Origin of the sequence: Aliiroseovarius sp. S253, assembly GCF_049800855.1 — a bacterium.
Classification (GTDB): Bacteria; Pseudomonadota; Alphaproteobacteria; order Rhodobacterales; family Rhodobacteraceae; genus Aliiroseovarius.
The window spans coordinates 2,164,312-2,185,373 of the sequence record NZ_JBNAFW010000001.1 but is presented as its reverse complement, the minus strand read 5'-3'; the positions used below and the strand labels follow the sequence as shown (position 1 = coordinate 2,185,373).

Genomic DNA, 21,062 nt, shown 5'->3' with positions numbered 1-21,062 from the left:
CTCCTTACAGCTGATACCGGCGCATCCGGGTCTGGATGCCGAAAAGATAGATGCAGACACCCACCAGAATGATCGCAAACATGGCGCCAGCGATGGCCGATCCCATATGCGGATCACCCAGTTGCAGCTGGAAGCCAAAGAAAGTCCGGTACATGAAGGTGCCAAGGATGTCGGTCGAGAAAGCCGGACCCGCCAATGCGCCTTGGGCTGCATAGATCAGGTCGAACGCATTGAAGTTGCCGACAAAAGTTAGGATCGAGATGATGCCGATCGACGGCAGGATCAGCGGAAGCTTGATCTTCCAGAATGCCGACATGCCGGTGATGCCATCAATCTCGCCTGCTTCCAATATCTCTTCGGGGATCGTCAAAAGGGCCGCGTAGATCAACATCATCGGGATGCCGACGAACTGCCAGACCGAGATCAGCGCCAGCGTGGTAAGCGCGTATTCTTCTTTGCCCAACCACGGTGCAAACAGTGCTTTCAGGCCCACCGCATCCAGCATCGAAGGCGCGATGCCCCAGATGGGCGACAGGATCAGTTTCCAAGCAAAACCGACGATCACGAAGCTCATGATCGTGGGGATAAAAATTGCAGAGCGATAGAGTGCGGCAAATCGCAAGCGCGGGTGACTTAGGATCGCGGCCAAGGCGATGCCGATAGGGTTTTGAACCAACATGTGGACCAAAAAGAACCAGAAATTGTTCCCCAATGCGTTCCAAAACTGCTCGGACCAGATTGGGTCGCCAAACAGGGTCTGGAAGTTTTGAAGCCCGACATAGACGCGCTCCTGATCAATTTTACTGAACAAGGACAAGCGCAGCGTGTTGAACAGCGGGAAGATCATCACCGCCGTATAGACAAGCACCGCAGGCGCAAGGAATACGGCAATATGCCAACGGATACGAGGCTTTTGCATGGGAAACTCCGGGTGTGTGCCCGGACGCCATCAAAGCGTCCGGGTCATGTGCAACAGAGGGAGGTTACTGTTGCGGTGCGTACCAGCTGGCCAGGCCGTCTTGCAGTTTCTGACCAAGCTCTTCAGGCGACGAAGTGCCTTTGATGGCGGCAACCGATGCGCCCCAGGTGTCGTTCTCCAGGTTCGGTGTGCCACGCGACAGGATCTGATAGGTCGAACGGATGGTGCTTTCGCACTCGCCGCGCCAGCCTACGATCTCTTTCGCCAGCGGGTCTTCCAGTTCAACAGGCGTGCTGGACAGCGGGAAGAAGCCGGGCAGGGCGTTACCGAAGATCGACGCGAACTCTGGGCTTGCGACCCAAGACAGGAAGGTCTTGGCGGCGTCCGGGTTGGCAGTCTTGGCGTTCATGCCGATGCCGATATCGGTGTGGTCCGAGATATAGCAGGTGTCGCCTGCGTTCTGGACTGGTGCTTTGAAGGCACCCATTTCGAAATCAACCAAGGCGTTAAAGCCCGAGATTTCCCACGAACCCGCCGGATACACAGCGGCGCGGCCCAGTGTGAACAGGTTTTGGCTGTCTGGATAGGTCTGGGCTTCATACCCGTCACCCAGATAGCCGCCCCATTTGGCAAGCGTCGCATACGGTGCAACCCACTGCGGATCGGTCAGTTTCTGTTCGCCTTTGATCAGCGCCAGACGACCTTCTTCACCTTTCCAATAGTTCGGGCCGATGTTGTTATAGCCCATCGTTGCGGCTTCCCACTGGTCGTTGGTGCCCATCGCCATCGGGATATAGCTACCATCTTCCTTGAACTTGTCGAGGGCCGCAAAGAACTCGGCTTCGGTACTCGGCACGTCGATGCCCAGTTCGGCAAAGGCGTCTTTGTTGTAGATGAAGCCGTGGATCACGGATGCCATCGGAACGCAGAAGCTGGCCGAGCCGTCGTCTGTCTGCCAAGCAGACTTTGCAACGTCCGAGAAGTTGCCCATGGCTTCCATGTCGGCCAAATCGGCCAGGTGGCCGGCGTCGAACAACGCCAGCGAAGCGTCGAACGGGCGGCAAGTGATCAGGTCACCGGCTGATCCAGCGTCCAGCTTCGAGTTCAACACCGCGTTATATTCCGCAGGGGCTGACGGGGTGAACTTCACCTTGATGCCCGGGTGCTCGGCTTCAAATGCGGGGATAATCTTGTCCTGCCACAGGGTCAGGTCGTCGTTACGCCAGCTTTCGATGGTCAGCGTGACGTCCTCGGCATAGGCGTTTGTCGCAGCCAATGCAGTGCCAGCCAGTGCCAGCGAGATGATGTTACGTTTCATTTTTTCCTCCCAGAAATTTAACCTATTGGTTCTTGAGTTTCTCCAGCACAGGGCGAAGATGTCCTTTGCTGGTATTCAGAAGCGCGTTGGCCTCGGATAGGGTCGCCACGCCGGATGCAATCAAAATGGCGGGTTTAACAGCGCCGCCTGCCAGCAATAGGGCGCGATCGGCATTGGCATCGTCGACGCCTGCGATCTTCGCGACAATGCCGCGCGCGCGGCCGAGCAATTTGGAATTGTCTGCGGTCAGATTGACCATCATGCCGTCATGTACATGACCCAGTTCTACAGCCATCAGCGTCGACAGCATGTTCAGGGCAATTTTTTGCGCCGTGCCTGCACCCATCCGGGTCGAACCCGAAAGAAGTTCGGGTGGGGTCGCCAGCAGAACGAGGTGATCGCTAAGGCTTAGCAGTTCAGCCCCGGCATTGTTGGCGATGCCGATCACCGTGGCGCCTGCGGATTTTGCGATCCGTGCCGCTTCGCTTGTGTAGGGGGTAGAGCCGCTGGCAGATACGGCGATCACAGTATCCAAAGGCCCGATGTCGGCGAGGCTCTTACGGATCTGGTCAGTTTCGTCCTCGGTGCCTCCGGGCATTTCTGCCCCAGTCGGCAAGCCTCCTGCCATGTGAATACGTATCTGAGCAGGCGGGATCGAGAACGTGCCGCCCAGCTCCATCGCGTCGGCGGCAGCCATCAACCCCGAGGACCCCGCTGCCACATAATGCAGTATAGCATTTTGGGTAATGCTCTTGGCCATGGCCTGACTGGCAGCAGCAATCTGGCGCGTCGCGTCTTCAACGCAGGCGGCTGCATTGCATTGCCCATCGGACAAGAGGGATGCGATCTCGGTCAGGGGGCGGCAATCAAGCCCCTCTGCCTTTTCGTGCAATTGTTCTGTGACACGTTGCAACACGCGATTCCCCCCTTGGATTGTCAAATAACATACCTTTTAAATACCATTTGTCTACCATTTTGTTCCAGGGCTTGAATTTTGCGCCAATCGGCCCTCAACTTGGGTATTTGGGCCGTTTTTGGTCTTTTAATGTGTGGATAGGTATTATAAAGGTATCACATGAATCATTCGTCCGCTTATATGCCTGGCCCAGTGGTGGCCATCGATGGGGGTGGCACGCGTTGCCGCCTTGCCCTACGGGGCAGGGGAGCAGACATTGTTGTCGAGCTTGGTTCCGCCAACGTCACCACGGACTTCGACGCCGCCATTTCCGAGATCTCTCGCGGATTGGAGTTGCTGAGTGCGCGTGCAGGTATTGCGCTGGACAAGTTGGCCAGCCTACCAGCCTATGTGGGGCTGGCCGGGGTTGCAGGGCCATCCGTTGCCGAGAAGGTTGCCGAGGCCCTTCCGTTTTCACATATACGCGTCGAAGATGATCGCCCGTCCGCATTGGTGGGCGCATTGGGGGCACGTGACGGCGTGGTGGCGCATTGCGGTACAGGTTCGTTCTTGGCGGCTCAGATCAATAAAGATCAGAGATTTGCGGGGGGCTGGGGGCCGGTACTAGGTGATCCGGCGTCTGCGCAATGGGTTGGGCGACGTGGTTTGACGCTTGCACTGGATGCCGTTGATGGACTCCGTGGGCACAGTGCCTACTCCCAGCATGTTCTGGATAAGTTGTCCGGCGCAGCAGGCATCGTGCAATTCGCTTCAACTGCCCGCCCAGCGGATTTTGGGGCGTTGGCCCCGGCAATCACCGCATATGCCGCCGAGGGTGATGCCATTGCCCTGCAGGTCGTGCGGGAAGCGGCCAATAGCATCGCAGAGTTGCTACCGATCCTGGGATGGAAGTCCGGCATGGCTATCTGTCTGACCGGAGGCATCGCGCCGCAATACGCATCCTATCTGCCGCACGACATGCAAAGCTGCGTAACTGCCCCGGCGGGGGAACCTCTTAGTGGGGCGCTGTCATTGGCCCAAGCCTTCAGCGAGGAGATTGCAAATGAACATCTCTGATTTTCTGGATCCTCAGGAGTGGCTGGGGCACCGCTCGGGTCCGCGTTACGTGCAGTTGCGTCGCAGGATTGAAGAAGCGATCGAAAAAGGCATTCTGCCGCCCGACAGTTCTTTGCCCCCAGAACGCGAAGTTGCCGAGATCACTGAACTGTCCCGCGTCACGGTGCGCAAAGCCATTCAGGAACTGGTAAAGCTTGGCGTGGTCGAACAGCGTCAGGGGTCGGGAACATTTGTCCGTGCCCCGGTTGCACGGGTTGAACAATCGCTGTCGCATCTGACATCCTTTACCGAGGACATGAAGCGCCGTGGTCTTGAAACTACGTCGCGTTGGCTGGAGCGTGGCGTCTTTATTCCTTCACCGGAAGAGGTTCTGACATTGGGGCTTGCTGCCGGCGATTCCGTGGCCCGTATTTACCGCTTGCGTGAGGCCGGGGGACAGCCAATGGCGCTGGAACGTGCCTCGCTTCCGCTGGATATTCTGCCCAACCCGATCGACGTATCCCGTTCGCTCTACGAAGTGCTTGAGCAATCCGGCAATCGGCCGGTCCGCGCGGTGCAGAAGATCTCGGCCGTCAATCTGGAACCCGATGATGCCGCGCTTCTGGGCGTTGCCGAAGGCACTGCAGGGCTGAGCATCCAACGTATTTCCTATCTGGACAGCGGCCGCGTGGCCGAGCTGACAAGATCCGTCTATCGCGGTGACGCCTATGACTTTGTGGCCGAACTGCGCCTCTCAACGTGACCTGACAAACATGAAGGCTGCCTGACATGTCCCAAGACACGACAACGCGCATGCGACGCGAAATCAATGAAATTCCTGACGCTGTTGAACGGCTTCTGACCGAAGGGCATGCGGGTGTTTCGGCAACTGCTGCCGAAATCCGCGAACGTGATCCTCGTTTCCTTCTGTCGGTGGCCCGTGGCTCGTCTGACCATGCTGCGACCTATCTGAAATATGCAAGCGAGCTGTTGCTGGGATTGCCGATGGCATCGGTCGGGCCGTCGATCAAATCAATCTACGGAGTGGATGTTGCAGGCGAGGGTTCACTGTGTATTTCCGTGTCGCAGTCAGGTCAAAGCCCCGACATCGTGCGGCTTACCGAAGCCTTCGCAAAAACCGGCGCCTATACCGTGGCCATCACCAATGATGCGACATCGCCATTGTCGCAAGCCACAGCGGCTACCTTGCCGATTCACGCAGGCCCCGAGCTGAGCGTTGCGGCCACCAAGACCTTCGTGACTTCGCTTGTCGCGGGGCTGTGGCTTCTGGCGCAGTTGAAAGAAGATGCCGCGCTGATCAAAGCAATTCATGCGTTGCCCGAGCACCTGAAAAAGGCAACCGAGTGTGACTGGTCCCCGGTTGTCGAGGCCATCGTTGGGTCCGGCGAATGCCAGTCGCTTTTCACTCTTGGTCGCGGTCCCAGCTGGGCGATTTCCAACGAAGCAGCGTTGAAGTTCAAGGAAACCTGCCAAATCCACGCAGAAAGTTATTCCTCGGCCGAGGTGCTGCACGGTCCTGTATCCATCGTTGAACCGGGCTTCCCGGTGATTGCCTTTGCGGCGCGCGATGCGGCCGAAGACAGTATTGCCAGCGTTGCCGATGCGCTGGCCGAGAAGGGCGCGTTGGCCTTCACGACCTCGGACAAAGCCAAGGTGGCAAACCATCTGCCCCATGTTTGTACGGATCATTGGATCACGGATCCCGTGGCCTCGATCGTGTCGTTCTATGGCATGGTGGAAACCGTTGCAGCCCGACGCGGGATCAATCCCGATACGCCCCGCCACCTGAAGAAAGTAACGGAAACGGTATGACACAAGGCATGGTGACATATCGCGGCGGACGGATTTTCGACGGGGCGCAGCTGATTGACGGTCACGCGATCTGTTTCGAAGATGGGCAGCGCGTGGCGTTTGGCCCCGATGCGGATGTACCTGACTTGGGCGAGGTGATTGACCTTGGAGGAGATATCATCAGTCCCGGTTACGTGGATCTGCAAGTCAATGGTGGGGATGGGATCATGCTGGGGGATGCCCCCTCGGTCGAAACCTTGGAACGGATCGCACGCGCCCATCGCGCTCTAGGCGTTACACGCCTGCTGCCCACCCTGATCACGGACACGCCTGAGATTACACGCGCTACGATCGCAGCGACCATCGAAGCCATCCGCGCAGGCGTTCGGGGAATTGCCGGTCTGCATCTTGAGGGCCCGCATCTGTCAGTTGCCCGCAAAGGCGCGCATGACGCAGCGCTGATCCGCCCGATGCAGGACGATGATCTGGCCGAGCTTCTGACTGCCGCTGACGCTCTGCCGTTCTTGAAGGTCACCATTGCGCCTGAAAACGTAACCGAGGCGCAGGTCACAGCGATGGCACAGGCGGGCATTCTGGTGTCGCTGGGTCATACGGACGCGGACTATGACACTTGTCGCAGATACATGGCTGCTGGCGCGCGATGTGTTACCCACCTGTTCAACGCAATGAGCCAGCTTGGCAATCGCGAACCGGGGCTTGTAGGCGCGGCGCTGTCTTGTGGTGAGGTGTCGACTGGGCTGATTGCCGACGCCGTTCACGTCCACCCGCAATCTATCCGCACCGCATGGGCCGCCAAGGCCGCACCGGGGCGGATTTTTCTGGTCAGCGACGCCATGGCCGTTGCGGGATCTGACAAGACGCAATTCACGTTGAAAGACCGCACCATCCATCGGCAGAATGGTCAGCTAACGCTTGCGGACGGCACATTGGCCGGAGCGGATCTTGATCTGACCACCGCCATCCGAGTGATGGTCGAACAGGTCGGGCTGCCTCTTGAAGCCGTGCTGGGCGCAGCAACGAAAACGCCATCACAGTTGCTCAGAACGCGATTTGTCACTCCTGCCGAACCAGATTGCCATCTTTCCGATCTGATCCAAATTTCTCGTGATTTGCGCACGGTGTCTGCCTTGGAATGAGCTAGCCCGCGCCTGAGTTTCGTCGTGGATAGTCCATTTTGAAGTGCTTGCGACTCCTGATGGTCAAAGAGTTCGATTTGGCTTCTCAGTCCCGTCCAAATGACGTTGTCCACTGCCTCAAGGTAAGTTGTTTTTTGGCCCCGCCGCTTGATAGCCCGTGGCCCTCCACCTTCTTTGAATAGTGAAAGTACGCGATCGCCCAGTTCAGTATTCTGGGCACTGTCCAAATTCTGGGGGCCGTCTAGAACGTTTCGTCCGATCCGCGAATTTCGACAGGCTGTTCCAACAATCTTGTGACAAAAATATCAACCGCCATCAGAACCTTTGGCGTCAATGATCTGCATCATAAAGGTCAGAAAATTGGCGGCACAAAATGGCCACCAAATGACCAGCCTCGTTGTTTCGACGTGGTTGGTTAGCTTTACCGTAAAATTTGCTGGGGGATACACTTTGAAGGTCAAAGACTATCTGCAGATCGAAAAGGCCACAAACATAAGTCGATCGGAAGTTGGTCGGTTGGGGACTGCCATCCTTTTTGTGGTCGCTGTCATTCTTTACACAGGGACAAAATACGCTCATGTCGACCAGCTGTTCTTGCTCATCGCAGCGGCTGTAATCGGCGCTTATATGGCGATGAACATCGGGGCGAACGATGTTGCAAACAACGTCGGTCCCGCTGTTGGGTCCTACGCGCTGACCCTGACAGGAGCGATTGTAATCGCTGCCATATTTGAGGCTGCCGGCGCCATCATCGCCGGTGGTGACGTGGTTTCGACTGTCAAGAAAGGGATCATTGATCCAGCAAACGTATCAGACCCAAATGTATTCATCTGGGTGATGATGGGTGCGCTGATTGGTGCGGCCCTTTGGCTTAACACGGCTACGTGGCTTGGAGCGCCGGTTTCGACCACGCACTCGATCGTTGGTGGGGTAATGGGGGCAGGGATTGCCGCTGTTGGCTGGGATGTCGTCAACTGGGATTCGATGGGGAAGATCGCCCTGTCTTGGGTTGTCTCGCCTGTTACCGGCGGGATCATTGCAGCGCTGTTCCTGTTCATTCTGAAAAAGACCATCTTTTTCAAAGATGACCTCATTGAGAACGCGCGCAAGGTCGTCCCCTTCATGATCGGCATCATGACCTGGGCTTTCACAACTTATATTGCCCTCAAAGGCATCAAGAAGTTGATCAAGATCGACTTTACAACGGCGATGCTGATTGGCCTTGTTGTGGGCCTCGTGGCGATCATTATCGTGCGGCCGATGATCAACGCGGCCGCGCCAAAGCTTGAGAATTCGACCGAGGGCGTGAATAAGCTTTTCACTATTCCTCTGATCATCTCGGCGGCACTTTTAAGCTTTGCCCATGGCGCCAATGACGTCGCCAATGCCGTTGGTCCACTGGCCGGTGTGGTTGATGCGCTTACGCAAACAGAAGGCGGCGCATCAAAGGTGGCCATTCCTTTGTGGGTGATGGTGATCGGAGCCATCGGCATCTCGATTGGTCTTGCGCTCTTCGGACCGAAGCTGATCCGGACTGTCGGCTCTGAAATCACAGAACTGGACCGATCGCGCGCGTTTTGTATTGCGCTTGCCGCTGCAATCACGGTGATTATCGCAAGCCAGCTTGGCATGCCAATCAGCTCTACCCACGTCGCCCTTGGCGCGGTGTTCGGTGTTGGCTTCCTACGCGAGTTCCTGGAAACCCGTATGGGCAAGGTTGTTGAAGATGTTCTGCACAAGCACGAAGGCGAGAAAGATTTTGCCGTTGCCGAGCAAGTTTTGATGACGTTCCGCAATGCCCCGGTAGAAGACAAGCAACGCATGCTCACTGAGCTCAAAAAGATGGGCCCAGAGGCTGTGATTGATGCTGCAGAACGTAAGGTGCTGCAAAAGGCATTGAAGCGCCAATTGGTGCATCGCGCATCGCTGTTCAAAATCGTTTCGGCGTGGATCATCACTGTACCGGTTTCGGCTGTCCTTGCGGCGCTCTTCTATTTTGTCCTTCGCGGCATGATGTTGCCATAGGGTGCGGTCCTTCCGATGATGAAAAAACTGCTTCTGCCGGTCATTCTGCTGGTCTTGTCCCTCGGGTTCTGGGCCAGCAGTGACTTCCAAGAGATCGCCGCAGGTGTGGCGATCTTCTTGTTCGGTATGCTGATGCTTGAAGATGGCTTCAAGTTGTTCAGCGGCGGAATTCTGGAGAAGCTGCTTGAGCGGGCAACGGGATCGGTTCCAAAGTCGCTGGGTTTCGGGATCTTGTCGACCACGATCATGCAGTCCAGCTCCTTGGTATCGGTGATCACCATCTCGTTTCTATCGGCGGGGCTGATCTCGCTTGTTGCGGGTGTGGGGATCATCTTTGGTGCAAATATCGGCACCACAACGGGTGCTTGGCTGGTTGCAGGTTTTGGACTGAAGGTAAAAATCTCGGCCTATGCCCTGCCGATGCTGGCCATCGCCATCGTGCTTGTGTTCCAGAAGAACAAATACTTGCGGGGCGCAGGATTTGTCCTTGCAGGGCTAGGCTTCCTGTTTCTGGGCATTCACCACATGAAAGAGGGGTTCGAGGCGTTTAAAGATCAGTTTGATCTGACGCGATTTGCCCTGGCAGGATTGCTTGGGCTTCTGGTCTATACGTTGGTTGGAACGGCCGCGACCGTGGTCATGCAATCCAGCCACGCAACGATGACGCTGATCATCACAGCGCTCGCTGCCTCGCAGATTTCATACGAAAACGCATTGGCGCTCGCCATTGGCGCAAATATCGGAACGACCATCACGGCCATCATCGGATCACTGACGGCCAATTTCCAAGGCAAAAGGTTGGCGCTGGCGCATCTGATATTCAATATGGTCACGGCCGGGGTGGCCCTGGCCTTTATTGGTCCAATTCGTATGTCGGTGGATTTCATATCCGCGGGTGTGGGCATTGCCGACACCGACTACACACTGAAACTGGCAGTCTTCCACACGATCTTTAATACGCTTGGCGTGCTGATCATGCTGCCTCTTCTGAATAAATTGATTGTGTTTCTGGAGCGCACAATCGCTCAGCCTGAAGAAGATCTAAGCAAGCCGAAATATCTGTCTGCTGCAGTGGATGAATTCCCGCAGACCATCGAACATGCGATGAGAAGCGAGGTGAAACACCTCTATGACAATGCGGTAGAGCTGATCGTCCACGGGCTGAACCTGCATAGGCACGATATCTTCACCTCGAAAGACATCGCCGCGACAGTCGCCACCAGCCGTACGCCTGTCGAGTTCGACATTGACGAGCGTTATGAAGCACGGATCAAAACGCTCTATTCTGCTATTGTCGAGTTTGCGACCCGCGTAGGTGCCAGAGACATGCCAGAAGACGTGATGGACGACATTTATTCGCTCCGCGATGTGGCAGGGCGCATTGTCAGGGCGGTGAAGGCTGTCAAACATTTAAGGCGAAATGCCACCCGATACACCCAGACGGAACAAGGCAAAATCACCGACCTGTATGACCAACTGCGCACCGAAATCGCGCGGATATTGGTCGAGATCAACAAGCTGGATCTGGCAGATCCGGAAGACCGGTCAAGCCTGTGGCTGGATCAGGAACGCGTTCAGGTTCTCAGTGATGCGCAAGACACCAACCATCGGATTGACGTTTTGATCCGCAATCATGAACTTGAAGCGATCGTCGCAACATCATTCCTGAACGACGCCAACTATGCTTATGCTGCGATACGAGACCTGCTTGGCGCAGCGCGCGCATATTACATCGAAACTGAAGATGCCATGGCCGAGGTCGAACGCATTCTCGCTCTTGAGGATGAAGAATTGGCGGATCTGCTACTGACCGCGTCGGCCAGTCAACGTGGTGACGGTGGAAAATGATCAGCGCTGCGTGTCATAATGCAATTACAATCTGGCGGCGGGATAGCGCGTCGCGTGCGGGAGGATGCCATGGGACTTGAGAGCATGATCGAGAAGCTCGACAAGTATTATGATCGGCTTGAGAAGGGAAAAACCCGGAAGATCAAGCCAGATCATGTCAGCAAGGTGATCAGGAAACTGGACACGAAAGCTGGGCAGTTAGAGGCCGAGATTTCCGAAACTGAAAAGCCAGATAAAAAACTACGCTTAGAGCGCAAGCTTGCGTTGGTGCGCAAACAACAGGAACGCGCGAGCTGGCTGCAGAGCAATATTGACGTGCAATAGTTATGCGCTCCAACGACAGCATCTACTCGTCTATGTTCAGATCAGGTGAATGTGATGACTGGGCCTGTCCAGTTTACGCGCCTCTCTCTATAGGTAGCATTCACCGCAGCAAAAGATCGATCCACGAGTGACCGGGATAGGTCGGAAACAAGCCTTGGATTTCGAGTGATATCGCCCCTTTTGTCACTCTCCACGTTCGTTCTTTGGTCATTAACGTCGAGCACTACTGAAGGTGTGCTCGACGGATGTTTAGACCTGACCCGGCAGCCACAAGACGATTGCAGGGAATGCCACTAATAGACCGATGGTGATCGCGTCTGCGATGAAGAACGGTGTCACGCCTTTGAACACGTCCTGCACGCTCAGATCGTCGCGCACACCGGCCACGACGAAGCAGTTCAGGCCGATCGGTGGTGTGATCAAACAGAACTCGGCCATCTTCACCACAAGGATCCCGAACCAGATTGCGCACATAGGCCCGGACATCCCGAACGTGCTGTCAGCGGCGGATACGAACTCGCCCCCGTTCAAGGCCATAACGGCAGGATAGACTACGGGCAGGGTCAGCAGAAGCATTCCGATGGCGTCCATGAACATGCCCAAGACCGCATAGGCCAGCAGGATGCAGACAAGGATCAGCATGGGCGACATGGTTAGCGATGTGATCCAGTCCGAGAACGCGGCCGGAAGCTCGGCAAAGCCAAGGAAACGGACATAGATCAGCACGCCCCAGATGATGGTGAAGATCATCACGCTCAGCTTGGCGGTTTCCAGAAGCGCGTCTTTCAACTGCGCCCAACGCATGCCGCGATAGAGCGCCATCAGGAAGACCACGAAGGCTCCGATCGCGCCGCCTTCGGTGGGGGTACCCCATGCCTCGCCGCCGAACGGGTTATAGACGAAAAGGATGATGGTCAGGACCACGACAAGGATCGGCAAAGCCGGGGGAAGCGAGACGAAGCGCTCTTTCCAGGTGAAGCCTTTGACCGGCGGGCCAAAATCTTTGATCACGACAGCCATGCCGATGATCAGCGCGCCATAGATAACGGCCGAGAATGCGCCCGGGATGAAGCCCGCCAGCAAAAGCTTACCGACATCCTGTTCCACGATGATCGCATAGATCACCAAAATGGCCGAAGGCGGGATCAGCGAGGCCAGCGTGCCGCCAGCGGCAACGACTCCGGCTGCGAATTGTTTGTTATACCCGATCTTCAGCATCTCGGGGATCGCGATACGGGCGAAGACCGCCGAGGTCGCAACAGACGCGCCCGACACAGCCGCAAACCCTGCGGTCGCGAAAACGGTCGAGACAGCCAGCCCGCCCGGCACCCAGGCCAGCCAGCGCTTTGCAGCTTCAAACAGGGCTTTGGTCAGCCCGGCGTAGTAGGCCAAGTAGCCGATCAGAATGAAGGTCGGGATCAGGCTGAGCGCTTGGCTCGAAATCTTGGAATGCGGCACCTGCCCGGCTGTCTTGACCGCAATGGTCACGGCCTTGCCAAACCGCTCGGGCTCATAGCCGAACTTGGCCCAGAAAATCCACACCAAGCCCACCATGCCCGCAGTCGCAGCGGCAAAAGCCACGCGCATCCCCAGAATGACAAGAACAAGCAGCCCGCCCGAGACGATAAGGCCAATTTCAATCGGTTCCATACCAGTATCCTTAAGCGTCGTTGCCTGAAACGTGTTCAGCTTCCATCGCCGCCTGCTTGGCGGCATCGGCAATCAGAGGCACGGCAATCGGGGACGTCGCCCCGGTGATCAGCGCGCGTCCATAGGCCCAGACTTGCAGCACAAGGCGCAGGCACAGGACGGAAAACGCGACGGGTGCCAGCAGCTTCGCCGGCCAAAGCGGCAGCGAAATATCGACCGAGCTGTCGCGGCTCCACAAGGGGGCGGCAAAGTCGAAGCTGCGTTCGAAATGCGCCCAGCTTCCCCAGACCAGAAGCAGCATCAGGGCCAGAACGAACAGCGTCGTGATCAGCTCGACCAGATAGAGGCTGCGGCCGCGCAGCGCGCCGACCAGCATGTCCATGCGGATATGCCCGCCATCGCGCTGTGTGAACGAAATCCCCATGAACGCGATCAGCGGCATGGCCTGTTCGATCCAGTCGATATAGCCCGGCAAGGGCTGGTTGGCGAAGTTGCGCCCGCTGACGGACACGACCGCCAAGATCATCAGGGAAAACACTGCAAGCCCGCTGACCAGTGCCAATACGCCTTCGACGCGATAGAGCTTTTGGTCAATGCGGCTCAGCACACTGTCATCGGTCAGAACAAGGGAAGACCCGGCCATGGCACCGCTCCGTTCAGGAAAGGAAACCCCGCGCCGGTCGGGCGCGGGGCGATGGGGTTAGCTGCCTTCGGCAATCATGCCGGTGACAAGATCATAAAGCTCTTGTGCGGGCAGGCCACGGGCGGTGTTGTCGGCGATCCAAGCCTCGGCAGCCGGGGCGGCAGCGGCGTCGCGGAACGCGGCGATTTCCTCATCCGAGAACGTCACCTGCTGAATGCCCTTTTCTTCCAGGGCCGGGCCCCAAGCAACCATCGTCTTGTTGTTGTAGTTGTCGACATAATGGGCCAGCGCCTCGTCTACCGAACCCAGCAGAGCGTCGCGGTGTTCGTCCGACAGATTTGCCAGCGCGTCCGAGTTCACGACGACCGGGCAGTTCACGGTGCCGGGGTTCAGGTTGGTGGTCCACCAAGTCGCGTTTTCGATCGTGCCAAAGGACATGTGCGCGTGAGGCGCAAAGCTGACCGCCTTGACCACGCCACTGTCCATCGCCTGACGCACTTCGGACGCCGACATCGAGGTCGGAACCGCGCCGATGGTTTCCATCGCTTGGCCGATCCCACCGGTCGCGCGCACGGTCAGACCCTTGAAGTCTGCCAAGGTCGCGGGCGCATCGCCAGCGCCAACAATATTGTACTGCGGCAGGGGCGACGGCATCAGCAGCGTCGCATTCCAGCGCGCCATATCAGCCTGCGTCGCCGGGTGGTTATAGACCGCCATCGACAGCGCGATCTCTTGCTCAAGCGAGGTCACGCCCAAGAAAGGCAGCTCCAACACGGTGATCGAGGGGTTCTTGTCGCGGTGATAACCCGCGCAGAACTGCGCCATCTCGAACGCTTCGATGGAAATCCCGTCCAGATTTTCCCGGTTCTTGGAAAGACCGCCATAGCTGAGGTTCAAGTTGAACTCGCCATTGGTTTTCTCGCTCACCAACTCGGCCAGTTTTTCAACATGTTCGGTAAAGGCACGTCGCTTGCCCCACAAGGAAACATTCCAATCCGTGGCGAAGGCTTCGGTGGCAAAGGTCAGGGAAAGCGCTGCTACAACAGCACCTTTAAAATTCGGTCGCATGGTATTCCTCCCAGAAATCGCGATTTGTGGGGGTAGTATCTGCCGACTGGCCCAATAAGGCTATGAGGGAAATTGCATGCGCCCAATCGCCAGCCCTGCGGAAATCCGCAGGGCAAATGGGTTACAGCAAAGCGTCCTTATCCAGACCCAGTTTCACGATCTTTTCGTTCAACGTGCGGCGTCCGATCCCAAGCGCTTCGGCGGCGGCGTCCATCCGGCCCTCATGGGCCTGAATGGCCTTGCCGATCAGTTCGCGTTCAAAGGCGGCAACGGCCTCGCGTAGGGTGCCGGGGATGTCGTCCAGATGCTGATCCGCTTCGATGGCTTGGGTCATCGACCCTCCGCCACGCCGCGCGGCCAACACCCGGCGTTCGCACACATTGCGCAGCTCGCGCACATTGCCGGGCCAGTCATGCGCCAGAAGCGCGGCCAGATCGTCCTGCGTCAGGGCTGCCACAGCCAGCTCATAGATTTTGGCGTAATCCTCAAGAAAATGGCGCGCCAGCAGGGCAATGTCGACACGTCTTTGGCGTAAGGACGGGACAGCCAGAACAACGGTGTTGATGCGGAACAGGAAATCCTGCCGCAAGCGACCATCGTTCACAGCCGCAGAAACGTCTTCGCTGGTGGCCGATATCACGCGGAACTCGGTCGTGACTGCTTGGGTTGCCCCAACAGGCAGCACTTGCTTGTCTTCCAACACGCGCAACAGCTTGGCCTGCACAGCAAGTGGGCAGGCGCAGACCTCGTCCAGAAACAGCGTTCCGCCCGACGCGGCGGTCAGCCGCCCCTCGCGTTCGCCAGCGACGCCGAACATCTCGGCCTCGAACGTGTCGGGGGACAGGGCCGCGCAGTTCAGCGCCAGAAACGGCGTCTGTCCGTCCCCGCCCAAATCATGCAGCGCTTGGGCGACAAGTTCCTTCCCCGTCCCGGTTTCACCCGTGATCAAAACGCTCGCCCCGATATCCGCCAGCGCCAGCACATCTTGGCGCAGCGTCGCGACCTCGTCCGTTTGCCCCAACAGCACGCGGTCCAGACCCGACAGCCGCATCAAGCGATCCTTCAGACGGGCATTGTCGCGCCGCATCCGGTTTTGTTCCGCCGCATGGGTCAGGATCCGCAACAGCCGCCGCGGCTCGTAAGGCTTTTCAACAAAGCTGTACGCCCCGTCTTGCATCGCCTGAACTGCCATAGGAATATCCCCATGCGCCGAGATCAGCACAAGCGGCGGGGCCGTTTCCAAGTCCAAAGAATTCAAGAGCTCCAAGCCTGTCATGCCGGGCATCTGAACATCCGATAAGATTACATCGGGCGGCACATCCGCCAGCTTCGACGACACCTGCGCCGCGCGCGAGGTTGCTTCAGCGCACCAACCCGCCGCAGTCAAAAGATCCACAAGGGATTGGCGCAAAGCTTTGTCGTCATCGACAATCAAAACGCTAAAGGGGCGCGTGTCCGCCATCAGACTTGATCCTCTTCAAGGGGGGCATGCGGAAAGATTACACGAAAAACCGCCCCTTCTGGGCCGACATTTCGCGCGGTCATTTCGCCGTCGTGATCCTTAACGATACTGGCTGATATTGCCAAACCCAGCCCCATTCCCCGACCGCTTTCACGGGTGGTGACGAAGGGCTCTTTCAGATCTTCCAATGTGGCCGAGCCGATGCCGTGTCCGTTATCCTCGATTTCGACCCACGCGTCGGGGCCAGTGACCCCGGCACGCACGATCAGCTTCGGCGTGTCACGATCTTCGCTGGCGTCCAGGGCGTTGCGCAGAAGGTTGGTCATCACCTGTTCGATACGCAAACGGATACCGCGAATTGGGACGGGCTGCGCGGGCAAGTCCAACACCACCTCGGCCCCAATCTGTTGAATGTTCGGCGAAACAAGCTCCAACGACATCTTGATCGCATCGCGCAGGTCCAGCTGTTTAAATGCTTCAGAGTCCGAGCTGGCAAAGAACTTCAGCTGCCGCGTGATGCCTTCCATCCGGTCTACCAGCCCGCCAAAATCCGAGGTCAGCTTGGTTCCCCCGCTTCCGCCAATTTCGGCAGCCACAAGATGATTTCGCATCGCCGCAATCGGCTGTCCCAACTCATGTGTCACTGACGCAGCCAGCCGACCAAGGGCTGCCAAACGGCTGGCGCTTTCCAGCTCGTTCTGGGTACGCTTTAAGCGGCGCTCTGCGGACAGGCGTTCGGTGACTTCAGTGGCCAGCCGCTCGTTCGCCTGCCGCAGCTCGGCCTCTTCCCGTTCGGACCGGCGCAGTTCCGCATCCACGCGACGCGCGCGCTGGATTTGGAACAGGATGAACGCCACCGCCGCCAGGATCATCGCAATCGCTGTCACCAGCCACGCGCGCGTACGTGCCTGATCGTCGCTGGCAAAGAAATGCAGCTGCCACCCGTGCGGCAAGTCATCCGCCACCAGATGCAGATGTTCAGACCCGCCGATCCGGGCCCGTTGATCTGCAAGAACGGTCCAATCCAACGCAGCCAAGTCTTGACCCGAAAACTGTCGTGCCTCCACAATTTCCTGCCGCCGCTCGGACGACAGAGGCGCGAGAACGCGATAGCGCCACGACGGATCCGACGCCAACAAGACTACTCCGTCCTTGTTGGCCAAGAACACCCGCTCGCCTGAGCCGGTCCAGTTGTCCTCAAGCCCTGTCAGGTCGATCTTAATCGCCAGAACACCAAGCATCCGACCCGACGTGTCGTGAACCGCGTCCGCTATAAAGTATCCTGGCAGACCGGTGGTTGCCCCGATCGCATAAAACCGCCCCTGCGTGCCCATAAGTGCGTCTTGGAAATAGGGCCGGAACGCATAGTTCTGCCCAACAAAGCTGCTTGGTTCCTGATAGTTGGACGCAGCAATTGTCAGCCCATCAGGATCAATCAGGTAAATCGCATCCAGACCGGCGCGGGATGCGAAATCCTGTATCCGTGCATTCAGCGAGTCGGTCGCTTCGCCTTTCGCGGTTTCGATCACAAATGGATCGCGCGCCAGAACATATGTTAAGTGGGAAAACCGCTCTAGCTCGCCCGAGACCGAGCTTTGGTAAAGCGAAAGACGCCCTTGCGCTTTCGTTAGCTCTTCGGACTGAAAATAGCTGTATGACATCCTAAAAAGGATGGTCGCAACAACCGCAGTCGCGGCAATTGGAATGATAAGCGATCGCAAACGCATGCAATTCGATTGGCCGGAAACAATTGGGAAAGCAAGTAATTACTTTGCTGAAACCCGTGCCAGACATGGGCCACAGATACCTGCCAACCTAGGACGATGCGTTCGAATGACTGCTTTCGACAAACCGCAGTAACGGTTAAACAGGAGCGGCGCGTCAATTTCTCCACCGACCTCGTGAGCTGAAGAGCGGTGCCCTTGGAATGAAATACGTGGCTCAGCCTGAGCAAGGCGCCTAAGGTTCTCTTCCTCAGATGTCCGAGATTATGCGCCCTAGCCCTCAATATTAAATTGTTTCTGGATGTAAGCAATTCTACAAAAGCGAGTATTGGTAATTTTTAGTTGGAGGATTTTACATGCCCAAAGGCGGAAAGAATGGAAGCGGTTCGGGTGCGATTAAGGGAAATCGCAAGGACAATGTCCTGACTGGCACCGACGCCTCAGACACAATTCAAGGCAATGGCGGTAATGACGTTCTGTACGGTCTTGGCGGCAATGATCTGTTGGAAGGTGGCACGGGCAACGACACGCTTATTGGCGGGCTTGGCGATGACGTGATCGATGGCGGTGATGGTAATGATACTGCCGTGTTCTCCGGTGCGCGCGACGATTATACGGTTACGTTGATCGATTCCGAGACCATCCAGATCAGCGGTCCTGAGGGCACGGATACATTCACGAATGTCGAGCTTTTTCAGTTCGCTGACATGACGCAAACCGCAACAGAAGTTGTGGTGCCTCGCATCGCAGATTTGACGCTGAATTTGGCCAATTGGGATATCAACACCGACGAAGATCTGAATGGCGACGCCAGTGTCTCGATGCAGATCTCGGTGTCGAACCCGGGCACGATTGATGCGACGAATGTTCAGGTCGTGACGGTGCTCAGCACGGATGGAACCCTATCTGCAGATGATCTTGAGATCGGATCCACAACGATTGATCTGGCTGCCGGTCAAAGCATTGACCAGTTGGCGACATACACTGTGCCTGAATCCCTGCCGGCAGGCAGCTATGAGATCATTACCTATATCGTCTGGAACCCGTCCGTGGCGGAGCAAAATACCGATGACAATATGGTGACAGCACAAATCCCGATCCGCTTCATTGGCGGCACCTCATACGGTACGGATGGCGATGATGTGTTCCATCCGGAAAGCGTTGCCGAAACCTTCGATATGGGCGCAGGTGACGACTATATTGCGTTCAGCGCTGCTGGAAACGGAGATGGCGATACCGTGCTGGGGGGCGACGGAACGGATACGGTCCGCTTCTCGGGTCGACGCGAGGATTTCACCGTAGAGCAGATCGACGCTAACACCATTCAGGTGACCAGTTCCAATGGAACCACCCTGTTTTCTGATGTTGAAGTATTTGAGTTTTCGGACGTCTCGCAAGATGCCACGTCAGTGGTTCAAGCACCCGAGGCCAACGTCGCAGCAACTGATTTGTCCATCGATGATGCTGTGATCTTGTCAACGGACACGCCAACGCTCAGCTGGAATGTCAGCCAGACCGGGGTCGTGCAAACTGGTGTCACCCAGAACAAACTGGTCATTGCATCCGCACCGGACATGACGTCTGTCATTTCCGAGCAGGCGGCGAACATCACCTATCTTCTTAATCAAGGTGACGGCGCCACCCTTACCGCTCAGCTTGACGCATCGAGCCTTGCGCCCGGCACCTATTATGTCGCTGCAGTGGCCGATAGCGGGGATGCGGTCGCCGAAAGCAATGAGACTGACAATGTCAGCAATTGGACCCAGATCACCATTGAAGAGCCCGTTCACAATCTGTCCTTGGACAGCGTCGTCATCAACGACACATCTGACTTCGATTTGAACGGGGAAGCGACCGTCGACCTTTCAATCACGATTAGCAATACGGGTAACTCTGATATCGGGTTCTTCTCGGTTCAGCTGTTCGTGTCGGAAGATCAGATCGGCAGCCATTCGGATGGGGATGACTGGTTGGGCGCGGCTCTTGTCGATAGCTTGGGCGCAGGGGAAACCATTACCGTCAACGTGACGCGTACGATCGATAAACTTCTTCTTGATGGGGATTACAATCTGATTGCCCAGATCCAAAACAACTCCAGTCCGGATGCGGATCTGTCCGACAACAAGATTGTTCTTTTCGATGCAGTGCCGCTGACTCGAACTCAGATTGATGGAACAACTGGCAACGATAGCCTGACCGGAACCGTAGCGGACGAGACGTTCAATGCGGGTGCCGGGGATGATCTGATCATCGCGAGCGCCGGGGCAGATGTCATCAATGGCGGAGCGGGCATAGACACTGCCGATTTCTCGGGTTGGAGCACGCTGCATCTTAGCATGAGCAATGACATGGCCAACCACGGTCGACTGATCGCAGCGCCGAGCGAGTTTGGCTATCAGGTGGATGGTCAGGTCACGACACTGATTGATGTCGAGAAAATCATTGGTACGGCCGGGAACGACGTAATTCTGGCGACGCATGGTAGCGCGACAGAGTTCAACGCTGGCGCTGGTGATGATCTGGTCATTGGCTCGTTTGCTGATGACACGATCGACGGCGGTGCGGGCAACGACCAAATCGCTGGCTTCTTGGGCGATGATACTCTGACTGGGGGCGACGGCGCGGATGAGTTTCTTTTCAACCGAAGCTCGGATCCTTACGGCGGGGTTTATGGCGACAACCACGACACCATCACGGATTTCGATGTCACCACCGATGTGATCACCGTCTCGCATGACGATTCCAGTGGGACCTTCAATCCACTGGCAAACATTGTCGACACCGCAAACGGGGCCTTGATCACTTATGCCGATGACAGCACGATCTTGGTCGAAAATGTAGCCGCTGCGGAACTCGATGCGACAAATGTTTTCGAGGTATACAACAACGCTACCGTGTTCTTCTAAGGAGGCGGTGCTTGGCCGCTGCCGCTGAAATCAACGAGGTTTCCGCATAGGCTTAGGTGAACTTAAGAACCGCGCCGCCGACAAGGAACGGCGCGGTTCATTCATCCAGGCGCATGATTGCGACAATTGCCTATTGGTGGCTTTCTTTAATATACGCGCGAAGTTTCATTTCGGATGAGACTGTAATGCGCTTTAAGCTTCATCGCAGGCCAGAGCCAGATCCGCCCCGGCGTAGCGGAAGCTGGGTCGGTGTTC

16 protein-coding genes are annotated in these 21,062 nt (G+C 56.9%); 8 read left to right on the top strand and 8 right to left on the bottom strand.

The window, feature by feature from the left end; translation table 11 throughout:
• Positions 1-4: 4 nt before the first annotated feature.
• The 3 genes from ACP15F_RS10570 to ACP15F_RS10560 form a co-directional block, all read right to left on the bottom strand.
• Positions 5-919: a carbohydrate ABC transporter permease gene (locus ACP15F_RS10570; protein ID WP_424940756.1), complete on the bottom strand. Its 915-nt coding sequence runs from the start codon at positions 917-919 to the stop codon at positions 5-7.
• A 64-nt stretch (positions 920-983) separates the two neighbouring features.
• Positions 984-2,237 carry an ABC transporter substrate-binding protein gene (locus tag ACP15F_RS10565; protein ID WP_424940755.1) on the bottom strand — a complete coding sequence of 418 codons (1,254 nt, stop codon included), beginning with the start codon at positions 2,235-2,237 and terminating at the stop codon, positions 984-986.
• Positions 2,238-2,259: 22 nt separating this feature from the next.
• Entirely contained in the window at positions 2,260-3,153 is an 894-nt protein-coding gene (locus ACP15F_RS10560; RefSeq protein WP_424940754.1) for an N-acetylmuramic acid 6-phosphate etherase, read from the bottom strand.
• Positions 3,154-3,312: 159 nt separating this feature from the next.
• On the opposite strand from ACP15F_RS10560, the gene ACP15F_RS10555 reads away from it, so the two are divergent.
• From ACP15F_RS10555 to ACP15F_RS10525, 7 genes are all read left to right on the top strand, one after another.
• Entirely contained in the window at positions 3,313-4,209 is an 897-nt protein-coding gene (locus ACP15F_RS10555) for a BadF/BadG/BcrA/BcrD ATPase family protein (RefSeq protein ID WP_424940753.1), read from the top strand.
• Complete coding sequence (locus tag ACP15F_RS10550; protein WP_424940752.1) at positions 4,196-4,951, top strand: GntR family transcriptional regulator; 756 nt, start codon at positions 4,196-4,198, stop codon at positions 4,949-4,951. Before ACP15F_RS10555 ends, ACP15F_RS10550 begins: the two co-directional genes overlap by 14 nt.
• Positions 4,952-4,977: 26 nt before the next feature.
• The gene (locus ACP15F_RS10545; RefSeq protein WP_424940751.1) at positions 4,978-6,021 is read left to right on the top strand and encodes an SIS domain-containing protein; all 1,044 of its coding nucleotides are present in this window, start codon (positions 4,978-4,980) and stop codon (positions 6,019-6,021) included.
• Positions 6,018-7,157 (top strand): N-acetylglucosamine-6-phosphate deacetylase, encoded by a 1,140-nt coding sequence (gene nagA, locus ACP15F_RS10540; protein WP_424940750.1) that lies wholly within the window; start codon positions 6,018-6,020, stop codon positions 7,155-7,157. Before ACP15F_RS10545 ends, nagA begins: the two co-directional genes overlap by 4 nt.
• A 384-nt stretch (positions 7,158-7,541) precedes the next feature.
• Positions 7,542-9,182 (top strand): inorganic phosphate transporter, encoded by a 1,641-nt coding sequence (locus ACP15F_RS10535; protein WP_424940749.1) that lies wholly within the window; start codon positions 7,542-7,544, stop codon positions 9,180-9,182.
• A gap of 15 nt (positions 9,183-9,197) precedes the next feature.
• Positions 9,198-11,030 (top strand): Na/Pi cotransporter family protein, encoded by a 1,833-nt coding sequence (locus ACP15F_RS10530; RefSeq protein WP_424940748.1) that lies wholly within the window; start codon positions 9,198-9,200, stop codon positions 11,028-11,030.
• Positions 11,031-11,099: 69 nt separating this feature from the next.
• Positions 11,100-11,354 carry a hypothetical protein gene (locus ACP15F_RS10525; RefSeq protein WP_424940747.1) on the top strand — a complete coding sequence of 85 codons (255 nt, stop codon included), beginning with the start codon at positions 11,100-11,102 and terminating at the stop codon, positions 11,352-11,354.
• Positions 11,355-11,603: 249 nt separating this feature from the next.
• Here ACP15F_RS10525 and ACP15F_RS10520 read toward each other — a convergent pair whose 3' ends face one another.
• From ACP15F_RS10520 to ACP15F_RS10500, 5 genes are all read right to left on the bottom strand, one after another.
• On the bottom strand, positions 11,604-13,004 hold the full coding sequence (locus tag ACP15F_RS10520) for a TRAP transporter large permease (RefSeq protein ID WP_424940746.1): 1,401 nt from the start codon (positions 13,002-13,004) through the stop codon (positions 11,604-11,606).
• A gap of 10 nt (positions 13,005-13,014) precedes the next feature.
• Positions 13,015-13,647 carry a TRAP transporter small permease subunit gene (locus ACP15F_RS10515; protein ID WP_424940745.1) on the bottom strand — a complete coding sequence of 211 codons (633 nt, stop codon included), beginning with the start codon at positions 13,645-13,647 and terminating at the stop codon, positions 13,015-13,017.
• Positions 13,648-13,704: 57 nt separating this feature from the next.
• On the bottom strand, positions 13,705-14,715 hold the full coding sequence (gene dctP, locus ACP15F_RS10510) for a TRAP transporter substrate-binding protein DctP (RefSeq protein ID WP_424940744.1): 1,011 nt from the start codon (positions 14,713-14,715) through the stop codon (positions 13,705-13,707).
• A gap of 121 nt (positions 14,716-14,836) precedes the next feature.
• Positions 14,837-16,177, bottom strand: a complete 1,341-nt coding sequence (locus ACP15F_RS10505) for a sigma-54-dependent transcriptional regulator (protein ID WP_424940743.1) — start codon at positions 16,175-16,177, stop codon at positions 14,837-14,839.
• Positions 16,177-17,904 (bottom strand): sensor histidine kinase, encoded by a 1,728-nt coding sequence (locus ACP15F_RS10500; RefSeq protein WP_424940742.1) that lies wholly within the window; start codon positions 17,902-17,904, stop codon positions 16,177-16,179. The genes ACP15F_RS10505 and ACP15F_RS10500 overlap by 1 nt, the downstream gene beginning before the upstream one ends.
• Before the next feature lie 353 nt (positions 17,905-18,257).
• Here ACP15F_RS10500 and ACP15F_RS10495 point away from each other — a divergent pair, with 353 nt between their 5' ends.
• Complete coding sequence (locus ACP15F_RS10495; protein WP_424940741.1) at positions 18,258-20,807, top strand: CARDB domain-containing protein; 2,550 nt, start codon at positions 18,258-18,260, stop codon at positions 20,805-20,807.
• Positions 20,808-21,062: the final 255 nt, after the last annotated feature.

What these genes read in the sequence shown, in the direction of transcription:
- nagA (WP_424940750.1), top strand. Translation starts at nt 6,018, where the DNA reads ATGACACAAGGCATGGTGACATATCGCGGCGGACGGATTTTCGACGGG.
- ACP15F_RS10505 (WP_424940743.1), bottom strand. Translation starts at nt 16,177, where the DNA reads ATGGCGGACACGCGCCCCTTTAGCGTTTTGATTGTCGATGACGACAAA.
- ACP15F_RS10500 (WP_424940742.1), bottom strand. Translation starts at nt 17,904, where the DNA reads ATGCGTTTGCGATCGCTTATCATTCCAATTGCCGCGACTGCGGTTGTT.
- ACP15F_RS10570 (WP_424940756.1), bottom strand. Translation starts at nt 919, where the DNA reads ATGCAAAAGCCTCGTATCCGTTGGCATATTGCCGTATTCCTTGCGCCT.
- ACP15F_RS10550 (WP_424940752.1), top strand. Translation starts at nt 4,196, where the DNA reads ATGAACATCTCTGATTTTCTGGATCCTCAGGAGTGGCTGGGGCACCGC.
- ACP15F_RS10530 (WP_424940748.1), top strand. Translation starts at nt 9,198, where the DNA reads ATGATGAAAAAACTGCTTCTGCCGGTCATTCTGCTGGTCTTGTCCCTC.
- ACP15F_RS10555 (WP_424940753.1), top strand. Translation starts at nt 3,313, where the DNA reads ATGAATCATTCGTCCGCTTATATGCCTGGCCCAGTGGTGGCCATCGAT.
- ACP15F_RS10565 (WP_424940755.1), bottom strand. Translation starts at nt 2,237, where the DNA reads ATGAAACGTAACATCATCTCGCTGGCACTGGCTGGCACTGCATTGGCT.
- ACP15F_RS10520 (WP_424940746.1), bottom strand. Translation starts at nt 13,004, where the DNA reads ATGGAACCGATTGAAATTGGCCTTATCGTCTCGGGCGGGCTGCTTGTT.
- ACP15F_RS10495 (WP_424940741.1), top strand. Translation starts at nt 18,258, where the DNA reads ATGCCCAAAGGCGGAAAGAATGGAAGCGGTTCGGGTGCGATTAAGGGA.
- ACP15F_RS10545 (WP_424940751.1), top strand. Translation starts at nt 4,978, where the DNA reads ATGTCCCAAGACACGACAACGCGCATGCGACGCGAAATCAATGAAATT.
- ACP15F_RS10525 (WP_424940747.1), top strand. Translation starts at nt 11,100, where the DNA reads ATGGGACTTGAGAGCATGATCGAGAAGCTCGACAAGTATTATGATCGG.
- ACP15F_RS10515 (WP_424940745.1), bottom strand. Translation starts at nt 13,647, where the DNA reads ATGGCCGGGTCTTCCCTTGTTCTGACCGATGACAGTGTGCTGAGCCGC.
- dctP (WP_424940744.1), bottom strand. Translation starts at nt 14,715, where the DNA reads ATGCGACCGAATTTTAAAGGTGCTGTTGTAGCAGCGCTTTCCCTGACC.
- ACP15F_RS10535 (WP_424940749.1), top strand. Translation starts at nt 7,542, where the DNA reads ATGACCAGCCTCGTTGTTTCGACGTGGTTGGTTAGCTTTACCGTAAAA.